16 protein-coding genes are annotated in these 19420 nt (G+C 39.6%); 2 read left to right on the forward strand and 14 right to left on the reverse strand.

The window, feature by feature from the left end:
* Positions 1–247: 247 nt before the first annotated feature.
* Entirely contained in the window at positions 248–1564 is a 1317-nt protein-coding gene (locus B4K26_RS04960) for an ATP phosphoribosyltransferase regulatory subunit (protein ID WP_296243913.1), read from the reverse strand.
* A 639-nt stretch (positions 1565–2203) separates the two neighbouring features.
* Here B4K26_RS04960 and B4K26_RS04965 point away from each other — a divergent pair.
* Entirely contained in the window at positions 2204–2593 is a 390-nt protein-coding gene (locus B4K26_RS04965; RefSeq protein ID WP_201546817.1) for a DUF2237 family protein, read from the forward strand.
* Between the two features lie 118 nt (positions 2594–2711).
* Positions 2712–3935 carry a magnesium/cobalt transporter CorA gene (gene corA, locus B4K26_RS04970; RefSeq protein ID WP_296243914.1) on the forward strand — a complete coding sequence of 408 codons (1224 nt, stop codon included), beginning with the start codon at positions 2712–2714 and terminating at the stop codon, positions 3933–3935.
* 87 nt (positions 3936–4022) lie between these two features.
* On the opposite strand, the gene folD is transcribed toward corA, so the two are convergent.
* The 13 genes from folD to B4K26_RS05035 form a co-directional block, all read right to left on the reverse strand.
* A complete protein-coding gene (folD, locus tag B4K26_RS04975; protein WP_296243915.1) occupies positions 4023–4916 on the reverse strand; it encodes a bifunctional methylenetetrahydrofolate dehydrogenase/methenyltetrahydrofolate cyclohydrolase FolD in 894 nt (297 codons plus the stop codon).
* A 283-nt stretch (positions 4917–5199) separates the two neighbouring features.
* Positions 5200–5889, reverse strand: coding sequence for a sugar transferase (locus B4K26_RS04980; RefSeq protein ID WP_296243916.1), 690 nt, complete (start codon positions 5887–5889; stop codon positions 5200–5202).
* 187 nt (positions 5890–6076) lie between these two features.
* Entirely contained in the window at positions 6077–7231 is a 1155-nt protein-coding gene (locus tag B4K26_RS04985) for a glycosyltransferase family 4 protein (RefSeq protein WP_296243917.1), read from the reverse strand.
* Positions 7232–7431: 200 nt separating this feature from the next.
* Complete coding sequence (locus B4K26_RS04990; RefSeq protein ID WP_296243918.1) at positions 7432–8628, reverse strand: hypothetical protein; 1197 nt, start codon at positions 8626–8628, stop codon at positions 7432–7434.
* A gap of 226 nt (positions 8629–8854) precedes the next feature.
* A complete protein-coding gene (gene asnB / locus B4K26_RS04995) occupies positions 8855–10813 on the reverse strand; it encodes an asparagine synthase (glutamine-hydrolyzing) (protein WP_296243919.1) in 1959 nt (652 codons plus the stop codon).
* 10 nt (positions 10814–10823) lie between these two features.
* Complete coding sequence (locus tag B4K26_RS05000) at positions 10824–11588, reverse strand: hypothetical protein (protein ID WP_296243920.1); 765 nt, start codon at positions 11586–11588, stop codon at positions 10824–10826.
* Positions 11588–12268 carry a haloacid dehalogenase-like hydrolase gene (locus B4K26_RS05005; RefSeq protein WP_296243921.1) on the reverse strand — a complete coding sequence of 227 codons (681 nt, stop codon included), beginning with the start codon at positions 12266–12268 and terminating at the stop codon, positions 11588–11590. Before B4K26_RS05005 ends, B4K26_RS05000 begins: the two co-directional genes overlap by 1 nt.
* Positions 12265–13497 (reverse strand): glycosyltransferase, encoded by a 1233-nt coding sequence (locus tag B4K26_RS05010; RefSeq protein WP_296243922.1) that lies wholly within the window; start codon positions 13495–13497, stop codon positions 12265–12267. The genes B4K26_RS05005 and B4K26_RS05010 overlap by 4 nt, the downstream gene beginning before the upstream one ends.
* Before the next feature lie 147 nt (positions 13498–13644).
* Positions 13645–15528 (reverse strand): asparagine synthase (glutamine-hydrolyzing), encoded by a 1884-nt coding sequence (gene asnB, locus B4K26_RS05015; RefSeq protein ID WP_296243923.1) that lies wholly within the window; start codon positions 15526–15528, stop codon positions 13645–13647.
* Entirely contained in the window at positions 15528–16613 is a 1086-nt protein-coding gene (locus B4K26_RS05020; RefSeq protein ID WP_296243924.1) for a glycosyltransferase, read from the reverse strand. Before B4K26_RS05020 ends, asnB (B4K26_RS05015) begins: the two co-directional genes overlap by 1 nt.
* 142 nt (positions 16614–16755) lie before the next feature.
* On the reverse strand, positions 16756–17655 hold the full coding sequence (locus B4K26_RS05025) for a glycosyltransferase family 52 (protein ID WP_296243925.1): 900 nt from the start codon (positions 17653–17655) through the stop codon (positions 16756–16758).
* Positions 17656–17695: 40 nt separating this feature from the next.
* The gene (gene pseI / locus B4K26_RS05030) at positions 17696–18772 is read right to left on the reverse strand and encodes a pseudaminic acid synthase (RefSeq protein WP_296243926.1); all 1077 of its coding nucleotides are present in this window, start codon (positions 18770–18772) and stop codon (positions 17696–17698) included.
* Positions 18762–19409, reverse strand: a complete 648-nt coding sequence (locus B4K26_RS05035; protein ID WP_296243927.1) for a formyltransferase family protein — start codon at positions 19407–19409, stop codon at positions 18762–18764. Before B4K26_RS05035 ends, pseI begins: the two co-directional genes overlap by 11 nt.
* Between the last annotated feature and the right edge of the window lie 11 nt (positions 19410–19420).

Below are 19420 nucleotides of genomic sequence, written 5' to 3' on the forward strand. Positions count from 1 at the left end.
TTCTTTAGCGCCTTAATCATTCAGTCATTTAATGATGTTTCTTGAAATATAGTGAATCTTAAATAAAAAGAATACAATTTTTAGGACTGCTACTGGTATAAATTTTCCTTGCTTGCTGTGTGACTTCGTCACTCCAGAGGAGAGGCTACACAAAATTTATCCCAGTAGCCCTGTGTTTATTTTATAGTGGATCGACTGTAGATTTTGAATTCAACATATAGCGTTTAAACTTAAATATCTTCTAAGCTTAAACAGTCTCTAGCTGCCACTCATTATCTACAAAGTTTAAACGGTGCGTCATCGCCGCTGGACGGTCATCAAACGTTAGTGGCATGGTGACGCGGTAGCCTTGCTGACGTAAGCTTGTGACCTGCTGTAATAGCCCCTGCATTTGCACTTGGTCAGTCTCAGCCTGCTTTAATGCCTCATAATCAACCAGTACAATAATTGGCGACTCAAGCTGCGTATGCGCCAACAAACGGCTGACATCCATACTAAAACCTGTCGCTTCACGTGACTGCTTCGCGCTTAATTGTCCTGTGCTTTGCATACCATCAAAGCGCCCGCCACGTACTAACGGCTGGGTTTCACTATTGATATAGCCGTTAAAGATAATGCCTGTATGATAATGATAGCCAGATAGCTCGGTCACATCGATACTGACTGGCGTCTGCCACTGCGTTTCTAAATGTGCTTTTAAACGATGCAACTCATCGACAGCCGTGGCAATGTGCGTGTCTTGCTTGGCAGTATCTGACAGTGTGTCTAACAGTTTTGCCATATCATGGCCAAAGCGTGCCAATGCGTAAAAATCATTACCCATCGACAATAGCTGACAGACACGTTTTAACTCGGGTAAATTCTTATTGGCATAAAGCTGCATCAATTGCTCGGTGTCATTATCCGACAGTTCAGCCAATGCCGCCAAACGCTTAAATATCGCCACGTGACCCAAATCGATGTGGAGCGCAGCGCTCATCTCTAGGCTATTAACCATGCTAAACAGCACATCTATGAGCTCAAAATCTGCTGCAAGGTCAGCGCAACCAAATATTTCAGCACCGAGCTGAAGCGGCGTACGCGAGCCAAATAGTCCAGAAGGCAGCGTATGAATTACATCGCCGGCGTAGCAATAACGCGCAATTCCGCTGCCGCCGTGATGGGCGTCTATACGTAAAATCTGCGGCGTAATATCCGCACGCACGCCCATTAAACGACCGGTCAGCTGATCGATAATTTTAAAGGTTTGGCGTTTTAAATCTTCTGAAGCGTCATTTAATAAAGATTCGGTAAACTCAATCATTGGCGGATTGACCAATTGATAACCATGACTGATAAGCTGCTGAATCAATTGATGTCTGAGAACCTCTTGCTTATGGGCATCTTCAAATAGCACATCGACCACCCCGTCAGGTAGCAGCCAGCTGTTATTGGCAACGTCACTGGCAAAGTTGCTGAGATATGGCAGACCATTAGCGGCAGCACGGTTATCAGCAGGCTGAGTCGCCGCTTGATTTGAAGAATTTGACAGGGCAGGTTTTGCAAAATCAGAACTGACAGACACAATGAATCCTTGTTTGGCGTAGCGCTTACCAAAAACGCGTGCCTGATGCGGTACTAAAAGTTATATTTACAGTGGCAGGGATGTAAGGCGTTTTGTATTTTTGACGCGCAACATCACTGACCCAATTATCTATAAGCAAACTAGGTGACCGCAAAAGGTGAGTAATAAGTATAAGTTAGGATGATAAGACGAGTATCTTTATGCGCTAAAATTTATGCGATAGAAAACTATGATAAATAATCAAGGCACTTTATGCTTTAGTTTAGCATAGCAGTCAAGCTTCGCCTAGTGACAATTGACCCCAATTGCCATCTATTATTTTTCATACTATCGTCGATGCTAAATAAAATGCATACATTGTTTATTAACGCGAGACTGGTATAAAGTTTTCTGGCTTGCTGTACCTACGCCGACAGAGGCTGCAAAAAATTCCTTCCAGCCTCGCTGTATTTTTTTACATTAGACCGACTATAAATAGCTCGCAAACTAATTACCTCTTAAATTCGTTACTTATCAAGCCAGATAGCCGTCTAATAAACCGTATGCAAACCGTTTAAAGCGTTTGCTGTCTGTTGCTTGATAACGCCTTAACGCTCGACTCATGTTACACTAGATCTTATTTTTATTTCGGAAAGTCTTATGTCATCTGATTACCATCCAAATCCTGCTATTAACCAAACCAACGTCCTTGGCACTGCCCTTGCCAGCTGTTGTTTTGACCCTATTACCGGCTATTATCGCAATGGCTTTTGTCATACAGGCAACCATGACGTTGGTCAACATACCGTTTGTGCCAAAATGACCAGTGAATTTTTAAACTTTTCAGCCAGTCGCGGCAATGATTTAATCACGCCGCTGCCTGAATACGGTTTTGCTGGTCTACAGCCTGGTGATTATTGGTGTATCTGTGCGCTACGCTGGGTTGAAGCATTGGACTTTGACATTGCCCCGCAAATAAAGCTCGAAGCCTGTCACGAAAGCTTATTGAGTTTGGTTGATATTGAAACGCTAAAACGCTTTGCCCTGTAAAGCATTGAAATGCAAGGCACTGTAATTTGCAGAAAAAAATTATTTTAGTCGCGTGTCATAATCTATTTTGATTAATATTTATTTTATTTGATATTAACTTCAGACTAAAGGAGAGGGTATGAACCAAGATGATGACCTGATTGTCAAACCGACAACGCGTATCACACCTGACTCTAATGTCAGCCTTATCGGCGCCAGCATGGCCGATGAGCGCTCTTATTTAGACAATTACGATAGCTATGACAGCTATATTTATGGCGACGCGGATGCGACGGTAGAGGATACGATTGAGACGATGACCGTCTATGATCCCGACTCTGAACGCTATGAGGATATCGACTTATCCAGCGATGACGAAGTGGTCAATTGCTACGCCTACTCGCGTAAAACGGGCGAAAAAACCAGTAAAATTGGCCTAAATGATGTTAGTCGCGCTTTAAGTAATAGCGGTCAATTTATCTGGCTTGGTCTTTATGACCCAAGTTTAGAGACCATGGTAAAAGTCAGAGATGCTTTTGAGCTGCACGAATTGGCAATTGAAGATGCCTTTGCTGATCATCAGCGCGCCAAGGTTGAGAACTACGATAATGATATGATATTCGTGGTGCTGCGAACTGCCAAGCTTGAAGACAATGTCATTCGTTATGGCACCACCGCAATATTTATGGGCAAAAATTATCTGATCACGATTCGTAATGGTCCGTCGAACTCTTATGCACCCGTACGCGAACACTGCCATCGGCGACCAGAAAAACTTCGCATGGGACCTATTTTTGTCCTGCATGCCATTCTCGATTTTATCGTCGATAACTATATGCCGATTACCGATCGCTTGGGCAGTTATTTACGTGAGCAAGAGCGCAATATTTTCACTTATGAGTTTAATAAAGAGACGCTAAAAAACCTGTATGAATTAAAATCGCAGCTGGTACACATGCGTGCGGTGATTTTGCCCATGCAAGATATTTGTAGTTACTTTATCAATCACGATAAAAGTGACTTAATATCACCATTTTCTCACGCTGCTAAACCCTATTTCCGCGATGTCAATGACCATTTATTGCATTCTTTAGATGCGATTAATGGCTTAAATGAAATGCTTAGCGTGGTGATGAATACTTACCTCGCTATGGTCAATATGGGACAGAACGAAGTCGTTCGTAAGCTCGCCGCTTGGGCTGGTATCTTAGCCGTTCCGACAGCGATTGCAGGGATTTATGGAATGAACTTTGACTTTATGCCAGAGCTACATTGGGAATATTCTTACCTTGTTATTATGGCAGTCATCCTTTCTTTGTGCAGCTTTTTATATCTCAACTTTAAGCGACTTAAATGGTTATAAGACAAGTTTTGAACATAAAAAAAGGGCTTTCATTTGAAGCCCTTTTAAATAAAATTTAACTACTTTCATTTAAACTCTATTAACGGTTTACATATTATAACCAGCAGCTTTTTCCGCCGCATCAACCGTTTGGCGAATTAGGGTATTAATGGTCATGGGGCCAACGCCGCCCGGAACTGGTGTATAAGCACTGGCAATATTTTCCACACCTTGCAATTCAATATCACCGACGCCGCCATTATCCGTTGGATGGAAACCTGCATCGATAACCACCGCGCCTTCTTTAATCCAATCGGCTTTGATCAGCTCAGGTACACCCACTGCCCCAACCACGATATCAGCACGCTTAGTATGTGACTCTAGATCTTGCGTTCGTGAGTGGCAAATCGTCACCGTACAGTTGGCATTTAACAACATCATCGCCATTGGCTTACCCAAGATAGCACTGCGACCAACGACCACCGCCTCTTTGCCTGCCAGCTCAATATTATAATGCTCTAATAAATGCATGATACCTTGCGGCGTACATGAGCCGTAAGCAGATTGCTGCATCGCCATACGACCAAAGCCAAGAGAGGTCACGCCATCGACGTCTTTTGCTAAGTCAATCTGCTCAAAACAAGCACGCTCATCGATATGGGCAGGAACTGGATGCTGAAGCAAGATACCATGGACGTCTGGATTATTATTCAGCTCGTCTATTTTTGCCATCAGCTCTTCGGTCGTTGTCGCACTTGGCATCTCAACACGGATAGAGTCCATGCCGACACGCTTACAAGCGTTGCCTTTCATACGAACATAAGTTGCAGAAGCAGGATCGTCACCGACTAATATCGTCGCTAGGCTTGGGGTGCGTCCGGTCTTAGCTTTGATAGCGTCTACACGCGTTCTCAGTTGCTGTTCTATTTGTTTAGCAAGTGCTTTACCATCCAAAACGGTAGCAGATCCTTGGGCAGTTGACGTAATAGACGCAATTGACATAGTAACTCCAATAAAGGGTGCGATAAAAAAATAGGGTACGATAAAAAATGAAGACAGCGCCTGCAGTGTTTTTGCATGCCTGTCTTATGCGCAGTCAATTCTTTTTGACTGTTAATTGAGACTGATATTGTACCTGTCTGGGCTAAAAAATCCTAGCGCACTTTAAAGAGCCAGCGATAAAGAGCTAATGATACAACCATTTCTATAAGTGGGGAATAATTTATATAAGCGAATACACTTTTAATAAAGCATGATACTTATCCCTCTTATTTTTAATACTGAACTATACATGGGTATTACGCTTTGAAAAATGCCTATTTAGATAACGACGGCTTAACAAGCTTCTCCTAACACTGGCGTTAATGACTTTATAACTTCGTCGCTTATTACCCGTAAATCGGCTCATTGTCGCTTCTCCCTCGGCACAAATACCCTGCCTTGTAATAACAATCCTCGCTGTTTTAAATAATATTTGAATATCTAACCACAGTGATCGATTATAAACATACCAAATATCCAGCTCAAAGCGTTTTTCCCAACTGATGTTATTACGACCATTGACTTGCGCGTGACCAGTGACACCTGGGTGAACTAAGTGTCTCTTAAACTGCTCTTCACTATATAGTGGCAAATACTCCATAAGCTGAGGACGCGGCCCTACTATACTCATTTCACCTTTGAGCACATTCCATAGTTGAGGTAACTCATCGAGACTACTCGCTCGAAGTTGCTTACCAAACTCTGTCAGACGATATTCATCAGGCAAGAGATTACCTTCAGAATCTTTCTCATCACTCATTGTCCGAAATTTAATAATCTTAAATGTTTTACCATTGAGGCCGGACCGAGCTTGACGAAATAACACAGGTGCACCAAAATTTTTCCTAACTTTGTATGCCACCAAGATAAAAATAGGCAGCAATAAAATCGAGGCCACTAGAGCAATGCTCACGTCGAATATCCTTTTACGCATTTTAAACCTCCTATGTAGAGCAGTTCACGATATACCCAAACCTATAATGCTTTTCCTCTATATAATAAATATTAAATATATAAATTCTTGCAAACGAATGTATTAGATAAAGTAACTTCCAAGATAGAAATAATTAGACTATGTATTCCCTAAAACAATGATTAAGAGATATATTTCGATATAAAATCTAACCTAAACCCATCTCCATTATCATATGAGCGTTTACCTTTTTAACATCATACTTATCGACCGCAATACCTCTAGAGGCCGACCCCATTTGTTCATAAAGATTTGGATACTCTATGAACTGACGCATGGCATCTATTAACTCAGTAACGGCTTGGACGGGAACTAAATAACCATTTATACCAGTGGTTACCGTCTCCCTACACCCAGGCGCATCCGTCGTAATGATAGCCCGTCCCATTGACATGGCCTCTAGCACAGAGCGTGATGTGCCCTCGCGATAAGACGGCAATACATATACTGAACTGGCCGCTATAGCAGGACGAACATCTTTAAGCTGACCCCAATAGATAATGTCACCATTTGCTATCCATTGATCCAACTGTGCTTGCTCAATAGCTGCTGGGTTTTCATCTATTGAGCCTACTAGATGAAATTCGGCATCAGAATATTCTCTCTTTATCTGTTTAGATGCTTCAACATATTCCACTATTCCTTTATCTTTGAGCAGTCTAGCGATCAACAAAAAAGAAGGTTTGACGTTACCTGACTCATTTCTAGGTAATGGAAATACATTGAAGTCATTTAAATCTACCCCTGAACCGTTTACCACTACTGTTGGAAGGTTTGACTGAACAATATTTAGTTTTTTTAATAAATTTAAGTCATCATTGTTTTGAAAAAACACCTTAGAAGACTTTGCTAATGCTTGTTGGTAAAGTGCATGTACAAATTTTTGTAAAATGCCACGCTTGTTGGTTTCTTCTACTTGCTGAAAGGTATAACCCAATCCTGATATCAACACAAAACGATAGGGTACTCTTGCCAGCCATGCCGCTAATGTCCCGTACACTATAGGCTTTATAGTGTAAGAGAGTATATATTCTGGTTTAATGCTATTTAATAGCTGATAACTATGAATAAAGGTCTTTATATCTTTAACCGGATTCGTTCCGGTTCTTTGCATAGCAATCTGATGAATATGATATCCACGATTTATAAGCTCATTATGGTCTACAGTATATTTCTCTAAATCAGGAGAAACGACATGTATCTCATAGCCTAGTTGAGCAACGGACTCCAAAAGCTTACCTCTAAAATTCAATACATGAGGCAAATAGTTAGAAAATATTAGAAACCTTTTTCTCTTAGGCATGATTTTTCAACTTAGTTATTTAAATCGTATAAAGAGAATAGCTATAAATATGACTATTAATACTGCAAACTAAAATTCGACTCAAATTATATTCTTATATTCACATATATAAATATAATATAGACAATATTTCTGAGCATTACAATAGAAGGACATAAATAATTTATATTTATACCTTTAAGAGAGATTGTTAAGAATTTTTACTGATTGATTTTAGGGAGTGGAGAATTATTTGGAAGCTCTTGATTAGAACGCTCTTTATTAGAAAGTAATGTGCGAATGTCGCAGTCAGCACATACGAACAGGACATATATCATAACGAATGGATATCTATAACGAACCGCTGTTCCATAATTAAATACCACTAAGCCATATACAGACATGGATAAAGCCATAAATAGCAACCAAAAAGCAAGATTATCAGGGCTTTTCAACCACGCTTTACGAGTTATCAAAAACAAAATGGCAAGTACAAATAAATTCTCAAATGACTGAATCAAAGGTAGAAAGCCGCTCGCTTCCCACAAAAACGGTTTAGACAAGAAGTAAACACCCGACGTCAAACCTTCAACGACAAACTCTCCTGCTCCAGAAATAAGCATAATTTCTTCCGCTTTGCCGCCATCTTCTACAAACATAGCCGCCCTAAAATGATTAATTTGAGGGATAGCTATCGGAGCAGCAAGCAGCAATCCAGCCAGACTAATTAGGCTTATAGTTACCGCTTTTGCTAACCCCATGCCCTTTTTGGCCACATTGAAAATAAAATACATTAGAACAATAGGACCTAAAATAAAAAAGTTCTGGAATTTAATTAAGTATAAAGGAGTAATAAATAAAATACTTTTAAAGATCTTAGACTCACGCGCATAGACAACCGTTAGCACCATAAAAAATAAAATCAGAGTTTCTCGCAAGCTTAGCGCTGTGTATAGAGCCATGCTTGGAAACAAGAGGTAAAACCATATTGATACTTTTGTGAAAATGTTTTTGACATACAAAACGAAGAACAAAATGATATAGAGAAAAGTATTATAGAATCCTAAACTAATAGGAGAAACTGGCGCTGGAAATGGCAACAATGCGAGCATAGCACTGGCTTGAAAGACATTGTCACCCCCTATTAATGCCTCGACCAATCCTAGTTCTCCAGATCTTATCGCATTCACGCCTTCCCAGTATCTAAACTGATCGCCCATGTATGACGTACTGAACATTACGTCATTTAGAACAAAAGGCAGCAAACAATGTAAAGCAAGAACTACTTGATAGTTAGAGGGAACCTTAAACTTGTATCCAACAATAACAATTAGCAACACGCATATCAGCAGACTAGGTAACTCAAAAAGTCTGGTCCCTAAAAATCCATACGTATAAATCCAACTTAGGTCTGACATTAGTTTGTCTCAATATTTTTAATAAAAAATTCAAATGACATGTCTGTTTTGGCTATTATCAAAGATAATATTGTGATTAGCCTATTGGAACATTCTATTTAACCTACTGGCTTTATACGGCTATGTTTTAAAAGGTATCCTGCTGATTGTAGTCTAATAACTATTTATATTCAAAATAATAAATATATTTATAATTTTGCTCTCTATATGAATCATTCCATATCAATTACTGTGTCTCAAGCCAAGCTTGAAACATTAATATATTCCATAGTTGATCTTGATGATTATATTTACCGCTCAGATGTTCTGTCCACATCCTACGTATGGGTGCGGGATAAAAATATCCTTGCTGTAGTAACAGCTTTTCATCTAGTAATGCTTCAGCCCAATCCCGTAATGAACCACGCAGCCAATCGTGTAAAGGTAGTCTAAACCCCATTTTGGGCCGCTCAATCAATTGGCGAGGAACACGACGAAATAGTACCTGCTTCAGCAACCACTTACCTTCACCATGACGTATTTTGTAATTCAATGGCATTTTCCAGGCTAATTCAACAATACGATGATCGAGCATCGGCACTCGCGTCTCTAAGCTATTAGCCATAGCAGCGCGATCAACCTTTACCAAAATATCGTCAGCCATATAAGTCTGTGCATCCATAGCCATCATCGCATGTTGAAAACTATCTGTCTGCGGCCAACAACTTATGTCGCTTATCAAAGTACTAGGTTCTTTTGCGCCTATGACTAATTTTTCAGGGTGCTGCCACTGACTGGTCAATGACTGGTAAAACTCCTGTTCACTATCAATATTTAGCACACCGGCTAGTTTGTGAGCCTTATCACCCGGAGCATTCAACCGTAATCGCTCAGGTATAATAGGATTGAAGGTTTTAAAGATAGCATCCCAACTATTTGGCGCTAAAGCAGTCAGTGTCGACGATGCGAAGCGTCGCATTGGTCTAGGCAGTTTACGATTTTTATTCCAAACTTGCTGAGCCATGAGGTAGCGATTGTAACCTCCAAATAGCTCATCACCCCCGTCACCACTTAAGGCAACTGTCACATGCTGACTTGCTAACTGACTGACTAAAAAGGTTGGAATTTGCGAGCTATCTGAAAATGGCTCATAATATATAGACGATAATTTCGGTATCACTGCTAAAGCATCTTTAGGGGTTATATAAAGCTCAGTATGTTCAGTACCAATGTGCTTGGCCACAGCTTTTGCATTCGTTGCTTCGTTATATCCTTCATCCTCAAAACCAATCGTAAAAGTCTTAATTGGCCGTTCGCTTTGCGCCTGCATTAAGGCGACTACTGTACTGCTATCTATACCACCGCTTAAAAAAGCACCAAGTGGCACGTCTGATTGCATTTGACTGCCAATACTCTCCATAAGTGTAGATTCTAAAGTATCTATCGCTTGCTCTGGACTGCCAATAAAAGGGGCTTCTAGCCCTGATTCAACGACAGCATTAAGACTCCAATAAGCCTTAGGTGTTGCTCTCTTAGCTGTTTCCAATTCTGCTAAAGGAAGCTGCAACCAATGGCCAGGTCGCAACTTGTTAATGCCTTGATAAATACTATAAGGAGCAGAAATGCAGTTGTGACGCAATAGTAAAGTAATTGAATCACGATCGATGTCTGCTTTGAACATAGGATTTGCTTGCAGAGCTTTTAATTCCGAACTAAAGAACAAGCTATCATCTTGCCAACCCCAATATAAAGGTTTTTCCCCCATCCTATCCTTAGCTAGAGTCAGTAGTTTTGTTTGCTTATCCCATAGAGCAATGGCAAACATACCTATCATCGCTTGTAGCGTTTTTTCTATACCCCAAGCTACGAAACAAGCGAGCATGGTTTCGGTATCCGAATGACCCCTCCATTCGAGTAAGAAGCCCTCTTGATTAAGCTGTTGACGTAGTTGCAGATGGTTATATATCTCACCATTAAACACAACCACATATCGTCCACACACAGAATGCATCGGCTGTGCGCCTGCTTCTGACAGCTCCAAAATGGCTAAACGCCGATGACCAAGCGCTAAGCCAATCGTTTCATCCAGCCAACTATCGCCAGCATCCGGACCTCTATGATAGAGGGTATCATTCATCTGCGTGATACAAGCACGTATCCCTATGTTACTTGATGGATCTTGGCGAAAACCAACAATACCACACATAAAATACTCCTTAGTCTAGACGACCATGACGTAACCAACTGCTACCGGCAGCTGCTAACGCGATAAAAGAATAAACCGCACAAAGCAGAACAAAACCACGAGCTTCGTCGTAAGGAGCTAATGCTAAGACCCCTGTTAAAGGCATCAGAAAAAACACCAGTCTAAAACGAATTCTTTGTCGACCCGGCATTTTTAGCAACCCTTTACTATCAAGATAACCAAAAAGACGGAAAGCAGCATAAATGATTCCTGCTGCTAGGGCGATACCCATCCTATAACGATCTTCTACCACAAATATCACTGGTGCCATAAATCGAAACCAGGCCAACCAAAGAAAAGTTGCTACCTTGAACCCCCGATCAACAAACATATTATGCAGAGCGAATACAATGGACAAGGCTAAAAAGAAACTCCACCATGCCAATACCCCTTGCATATTTAATACAAAAGTTAAGGCTATAAAAGCCAGTATTCGAAAAGCAATCCACGTAAGAACCCACATCATAGGTGCATTTTGAGGACCGCGCCGACGTCCATCTTTCTCTTTACGCGCCGCGAATAAGTCATTTACAAGATAGCCGATCTCATACAAACTGATAAATGCAAAGTATACTAAGATAGCTTGTATCAAGGCTTGAAACGGTGGGACACTACCCAGAGCCATCACAAGTATTGCTGCACTTAGCCACTCAAATAGCGCATGAAAAACCCAACTTCCATTACGTAAACGCGTATTGTAGAAGTAACTAAATGGCAATATATATATGATATTCATCAGCTTAGCCTTATATAAGTAGCGGTTAATCCTGCCCAGCGCTCCTTATGGGGCGCTTTATGCAAAACCACATAAGCTCTCCTTGCACCACTTAATAATTCTCGATCTGTTATATTGTCGCTGATAGCATTGTAAAAGCTGCTACTCAGGTCCTGACCTATAAGATCACTTAATGCTGGTATTTTTAATCCAGTTAAATCACTTTTATAACGACCTGTTAAAACACCGTCATTACTCTCAAGCTCACTAGCAACAAACCTGACACCTAGCTGCTTTGCCAATGCCGAAACGATAGGCTGTAAACTGGCAGAAGCCAATATCGTGTGTTTGCCTTTTATCGCCGGTTTGATGACATCCCAAACAGCAGGAACTTTTCTATTCTCCAATAACCATTGTGCATAAATCTCTGCATTCAATTCGAGAGAGCTGACCGTATCGTTTTTCATCATTCTGACGAGCAGATGTTTTAAAATATGCTTACCAGAGAGACGTTCAATCGCTGCTACCCCCAATCGAAACGGACTACGATGTGCGGTCAAAGCACGCAGCACTGACAAACGCCATTGACGTTCAGGCTGCTGAGAAAAATGTACTCTGAGCAGGCCTAACGTTGTATCGTCATAGACCAATGTGCCACAAACATCTGTTATAAATAAAGTAGCATCTAAATTATTAGTCATAGTGTCTGTTCCAGCTGCTCGTAAATTTTCTTATAACTTAATGCTGCGACATGGAGATCTAATTCGGATTTAGCTCGCGCTCGGAGCTTGGGGCCACCCATTTTCTTAAGGCTATCAAGTGAGGATACGATATCAGATAGGCTGTCAGGCTTCTCTAAATCTATAACTGCACCTGCTTGTAGCCGAGTAGTCATATCATCTATATCACCAATTCCAGCATTACTAATGACGGGCACGCCTACCGCAAGCGCTTCGGCTATCTTAGTAGGTGAGCTTGCCATTTTTGAATAAGCGGGCTTAATGAAACTAAGCATTAAATCAGAGCATCCTATATAAGCAGGCACTTGGTCGCGTTTGGCTTCATGCACATGTATCCGCGTACGCAAATGTGACAAGCCAAGTGCACTTATTAATGCCTCATGGTCCGCTCGCCAATCCTTAGTAATCAATAAAAAGTGCACCTCTTCTCGCTTAGTAGCCGCTTTGCCAAACAGTTGCAGCATTTCGTCTAACATATACCAAGTCCCCAAAGAGCCTAGGTACGAGAGTACAAAAGCATGTTCAGGTAATCCTAGCTCCTGACGAGTAGCCATACGCTGCTTAGCAGTAGGTAGGATAAAATGCTCAAAGTCTGCACAGCAAGGAATCACGGTAATGGGAGCAGACATATGTGGCGACAGCTTATACAGTTCAGGTACCACTCGTTCTGTAAGAGCCACAATATGACTGGCACTCAAAAGAAGGCTGCTTTCTATATGCTTATATAGCTTAAATATTGAAGCATCAATGCTATTATCTAGCTTCCAAATATTGCCATCTACTCTCTCGTCAACCCAAAGACCGCGCATATCAAACAAGACCTTTACGTCGGTAAGCTTACGCAGTAATGCGCCAACCTGCATGGCTTGATAGCTACGGCAATGAATCACTCCGAAACGATGTTTAAGCTGCAAATATAAAGCAACTTCATACATGCGAGATAAATCCCAAAGCTTGCCTAACTTGCCAAAACGTGTTGTGAAAGACAAAGGTGTCCACCTTATGCCAGAACTGGCCAACTCTGCTTTTAATAACTCACCACCTGCCTTAAAACGTTCAGGTTTTTCGTAGCTTAAGATGTGTAAAGGACGAGGATGCTGACGGATACTATATAAATACGGTAATATTTGACTACCGCCTAAAGGATCTAATAGGCCATCATAGGAGATAAACAATACTGAGTTGCTCATAGATACTCCGTCATATTTTATAGATATGTAAAGCTAGTTCATATTAAGAACCTAATACTCTCGTCTCGATGTCGTAAAATAGTGTGATATCTTTAGAAGCAGCTTAGTTTCTTAGAAAAAATCACCTCTAAATATTGATCGACAACTTTATCTACTGGAAACTCCGTCAGCTACATGACTCTTTATATTTTCTGAAAACCACATCTGAAACATCAACAAAACCCATATTTTACTATCATCGTTTCTTCCTTCGTAAAATAACTCTAACAAATTAGAGACGTACACATAGTCAAAGACTTTATATTCGTTAATCAGATCTTCAGATAGATACTCATCTAATAAATATTTAAGTTCTTTACGGAGCCAAGTGTTTATGGGAATGCCAAAACCTTGTTTTTTTCTAAGAAATAAATCCTCAGGAACGTAACGACCTAGAATTTTTTTTAATATCTCCTTATTCTTTTTACACGAAACTGGTAAGCTTGCAGCAAATTCAATTATTTTATGATCAAGTAAGGGTTCTCGTCCCTCTAAAGACGCACTCATTGTCGACCGATCTATTTTAACCATTAAGTCATCAGGCAAATAACCCTTAAAATCTGAAATCATCATTTTTTCTAAGTTTGATGTAGTAGCAGGTATATCTTTAGAGAAAAAATAGTCTGCTCTTATTAAACGCTTAATCTCATCTTTTGAAAAGACAGAATTTGCAACTTTGAAGGTATTGACGATATCATCATGATCTAGCATATTCTTAACTTTTATAAATCTATTATATAACTTGCCATTAAATCTACTTTGTATAAAAACAGGGGTTGTAAATATATTAGATATTTTTTTTAATATTTTTCTAAATGGAACTTTAGATAGCCGCTCAAACCTTTTTTCCATAAGCACGTAGCTTGGGTATCCACAGAATAATTCGTCACCACCATCACCAGAGAGCACCACTGACACTTGTTTTTTTGCAAGCTCAGAAACCAAAACAGTTGGTATAGCAGAGCTATCTGCAAATGGCTCATCGAATATCTTTGGTAACTTCGTGATAATTGCTAAAGCGTCTTCTTTGTTACAAATAAGTTCGGTATGATTTGTACCTAAGTATTTAGCGATTTCCTTGGCATAGTTAGATTCGTCGTATTTTTTATCCTCAAATCCAATCGTAAAAGTATTGATAGGCATTTTGCTATATTTCTGGACAATTGCTGCTACTAAAGAGCTGTCTATGCCACCGCTAAGGAAAACCCCTACTGGAACATCTGCTATCATACGTAGGTTGAAAGCTTCAATGATAGTAGCTTCTAATTTCTCTGTAATATCCTCTCTTGCCACTTGATTCTCATAAAAATTATTAATATTCCAGTAGCACTCTTTTACCAAAATCCTTGATCTAATATCATATTTTAGATAATGTCCAGGAAGGAGTTTTTGGACAGTTTTAAATATCGTTTTTGGAGCGTGAATATATCCAAACTGCAAATAAGAAGATACCGCTTCGAAATCTATCTCTTTATTGAAATAAGGATAGTTCAGAAGAGGTTTTAATTCACTTGAAAATATTAATGCATTATCGGTTTGAGAGTAATATAGAGGTTTTACACCTGCACGATCTCGGAAAATGATAATTTCTTGTTGTTCAGAATCGTAAATTGCAAAGGCAAACATACCTCTAAATCGTTCTACACAATCTATTCCCCAAAAGTGATAGGACTTTAAAATTACTTCTGTATCACTATTTGAGTCAAACGAATAACCTTCTGATATTAAATCCTGCCGTATATCCTTGAAGTTATAAACCTCTCCGTTGTATATAATAGCTAGGTGCTCATAGAGCATAGGCTGATGACCATTAGAACTGATATCTATTATTGACAGTCTTCTATGACCTAGAAATACAGAGCACGACTCTAAAGAAAAAACCTCTATCCCTTCATCATCTGGCCCACGGTGTTTCAAGCTATTTAACATCTCATTAAATAAATTTGTATTGATACTTTTTTTATAATCTACTATTCCCAATAATCCACACATTATTTAAGCGCTCCAATATATTGTTTCGCAATTTTATCTACTGAAAAATCAGCAGCACGACTCTTTAAAGCATTTATATTATGTTGATCATTAAGGGATTTATATATAGTATTGGCTAAAGCCTTAATATCACCAACTGGCACTAACCTTCCATACCGCTCGTTTTCGAGTATTTCTCTTGGTCCTGACTGACAGTCGGTAGAAACCACCGGTGTACCAACACTCATGGCTTCAATTAACACATTGCCAAAGCCTTCGCAGTTAGATGAAAGAACGAGTAAGTCAGATGACGCCATCCATGCAGAGGGGTTTCTACTAAAGCCTGCAAAGTTAACCCGTTCAGCTATCTCTAACTTTACGGCTAGAGCTTTTAGATTTGCTAATAAATCTCCTTGCCCCAATATCGTTAGGTAAGCATCTTCTTTTTTAAGAAGCAGAGAAAATGCTTCTAGTAGCGCTGGATAATCTTTTTCCTTTTTTAAAGCCCCAACAGCGATTATTTTTTTGCCTTTATAACTTTTCCAATGCCTAAAGCCTTCGTCTTCTGCGCAAAGATCTGTATTGAGTTCTACAGGATTAAATATAACGGTAATACTTTTACGTTTTAGCCCACCTAGTCGGCACAAATCATCAGCGACACCATCAGACACTGCCACTATCGCGTCAGCAAAAGGATAAACCAAACTTAAGCTATATTTAAAAAACCAGCGCATTGACCTGTTTTGCATCAAAGGAGCTTGAGAAAAGGTAGTATGATCTGAGACTACAACCGAGCCAGATAGTTTCGCTGATTTAAATGCGACAACTGCCAATAATGTCAAAGGCCACATGGATGCTAATACCACATCCGGCTTTTCACTTTTAAAATATTTTAATAAGGGCTTAAACACATAACGTATGCGATCTGCTTTTAAGTCTACGATTCGAATTTGGCTGTTTAGCTCTGATAAGAATTCTCCCTGAGCTTTACTCAAGATCATATCAACGTTAAAACCTTGTTTGATAAATTCGTTAGCAAGCAAAAGCGCTACCTTTTCTGCGCCGCCACACCGAAGATCTGGTAAAAAAAACGCAATTTTTTTCATTATTATGTAGCCTTTTTTAAGTAGACTGTTGTCTAACAAAAAATGTTATATATTTCTTTTCTTACTCATAAAAATACTTTTTATAACTTTTATAACCTTACTTATTACACCATTTTATAAAAACTATTTAGCTAACACCCAATCAAACTTCAGAAAGCAAATCAATAAATCTGATATGCTCATTACTTTTTAAGGAATAAGAAACGGTTGTGTCGATATGGTATACAGTCAATTCGTTATTATTAGCACTCTGCATATACTTTAATACCGCTTCTGCAGGACTATGCAATTTAACTGCTTTTGTATTTTCAAACCAACTCTCTTCCCGTGGATGCATGATATACAGCCCTACATCATCAATGATTTTCATTACGTTTTTTTTAAGCTTTACTTGCTGCCTAATGCTGAAATCTTGAAACGCGGTTCCTAATAAAATAGTATTGGTATTCATCGGCAATTTATCTAAATCCCTGTTATCTAACAGTTCGCTCCAATCCCAATCAAGATTGACCACCCTGTCTTTTTCTACGATATTATCTAAATCAGGGAAAACGGTATAATGACGCTTGGTTTTATCTCTTAAATACTTAGCTCCCCCATTAGGGAAAACCTTTTTAGAAATAAATCCTTTTACTCCTTTTCTAGCGAGAGCGTTCTCATTAAAATACGCTGAAGACTTAATCACATTGTATGAGCCATCGTCGAATGTATTAATCTCTAAACTAGGAAAAAACATATTTGAAAGTGCAAAAGGATAGCTATCAATGACGGCTAAAAAAACCTTACCGCTGGTGATAAGCGCCATTAACTGTGATACGGTAAACTTTAAAAAGTTGACTGAAATCCTACTACTGCAAAATACATTTATAGTAAAAAAGGCATTTTTCCTAATTTTTTTATAAGTAGTATAATATTCAGAGTCATCTTCATATTTATTATCCAGATAACACAGTACTAAGATATATCTACTTGTTTTCTCTACATTTATTATTTTTTCAACAATTAAAGACTGTAGTCTCGTTCTTACGATAAACACATCCATCTTATACACTCCAATATATTTAATCGTTCGACCGTCCTACCTATATTCTTACAATCTCTTCAAATAATCCTTCTACAGTATCGCTAGTAAGAGCAGTGTTGGCATTGACGTTCCGTGTTACCTTTTTACCTATCACCTCATGCAGATATTTTGGTGCTAAGCCAAACCCAGGTCGGACACTGCGTACAGAGTCTTCAGCTATCGTATCGCCTTCTGCCATATCTTTTACAAAATATAATGAACGGCGAAACTTAGTATTGGATTTTTCACTGGCTTTTCGGCTGTAATCTACCTGTCCAAGCGCTTGCCAAGCTGTCTTGGTATCACGGCATAAGGCAGCCAAATCTGCTGGCTCTAATGAAAAACTGTCGTCAGGACCACCACCATTACGATCAAGGGTAAAGTGCTTTTCGATGATAGAGGCTCCAAGGGCGACACTTGTGATTGCAGTGGTATTATCAAGAGTGTGATCAGATAAGCCTGTGACCAACCCAAAGCGCTCTATCATATCGGCAATAGTACGCAGGTTATAATCGGCAGCAGGCGCAGGATAACCACTGACACAGTGAAGGATGGCTAGCTCCTTACAGCCGCCTACACGTGCAGCATCTATCGCTTCTTTTATTTCATCAATATTGGCCATACCAGTAGATATAATCATCGGCTTGCCAGTACTAGCAACGTACTTAATTAATGCTAAGTCAACGGCCTCAAAAGAAGCTATTTTGTATGCAGGTGCTCCTAGATCCTCAAGTAGATCTACAGCGGTGCTGTCAAAAGGGGAGCTAAATATCGTAATACTTAGTTGACGAGCATAATCGAACAGTGGCTTATGCCAATCCCATGGGGTATGAGCCCACTCGTACAAATCATACAAAGTACGTCCAGCCCATAAACCCTCTGAAATTTGAAAATCCGGTAAGTCTGACTTTAAAGTAATCGTATCAGGCCTGTACGTTTGCATTTTAACGGCGTCAGCACCAACGCGTTTGGCTTCTGCAATAATACGTAAAGCCACATCGAGGTCCCCATTATGATTTGCCGACATCTCAGCAATGATATAAGGGGCTTGATTAAGACCTATGATACGACCATCTATATTGATACTATTGGTCATTTATTTTCTCCAAAGTAATTTTATACCTCTCTCCATACAGCTCTATATATGCAGGAAATCGATCAGGATCACAGACTCGGATTTTATTAAACTGACTCTCTATACTTTTGAAGGGATCAACTGCGCTATCCTTAGATGTACGTTTGGAATAATAAGTTGGCGCTATATTTAGGTCTTGTGGCTTAGGTGAAACACTCTTGAAATTACTAACCGCAAAATCTACTAACTCAATTTCTTTTTCAAATAGTTGGTGATTGATTTCATTCCATAGTGCATGTTTGGGTACTTGAAACTTTAATTTTTTCCATATTTTGCCACTATCGACCTTATTACTCGCTTCTAGCAATGTTAAAGTCAGCTCCTCTTTTCCTTCTAAAATACTCCATATATGAGGGCTCCACCCCCTACCTTTTGGTAAGTCACTGGCATGAATTACTAGGCAGTTCATATAAGCATTACGCTCTTGGCTACTTATAATCTCTGAACAGGAAATGAGAAATAATATGTCACCTCCAGACAGATCGTTTTTCTGACGCACTAGCTCTATCTCATGTTTGCTATTGTTCTTTTTGATCCAGGCGTATAGATAGTCATTGACGGGATGCCTAGGGTCATTACATAGGAAACTGATCTTCATAATATTTCCTT

This window comes from Psychrobacter sp. UBA6766, assembly GCF_002453355.1.
In the GTDB taxonomy this organism is placed as follows: Bacteria; Pseudomonadota; Gammaproteobacteria; order Pseudomonadales; family Moraxellaceae; genus Psychrobacter.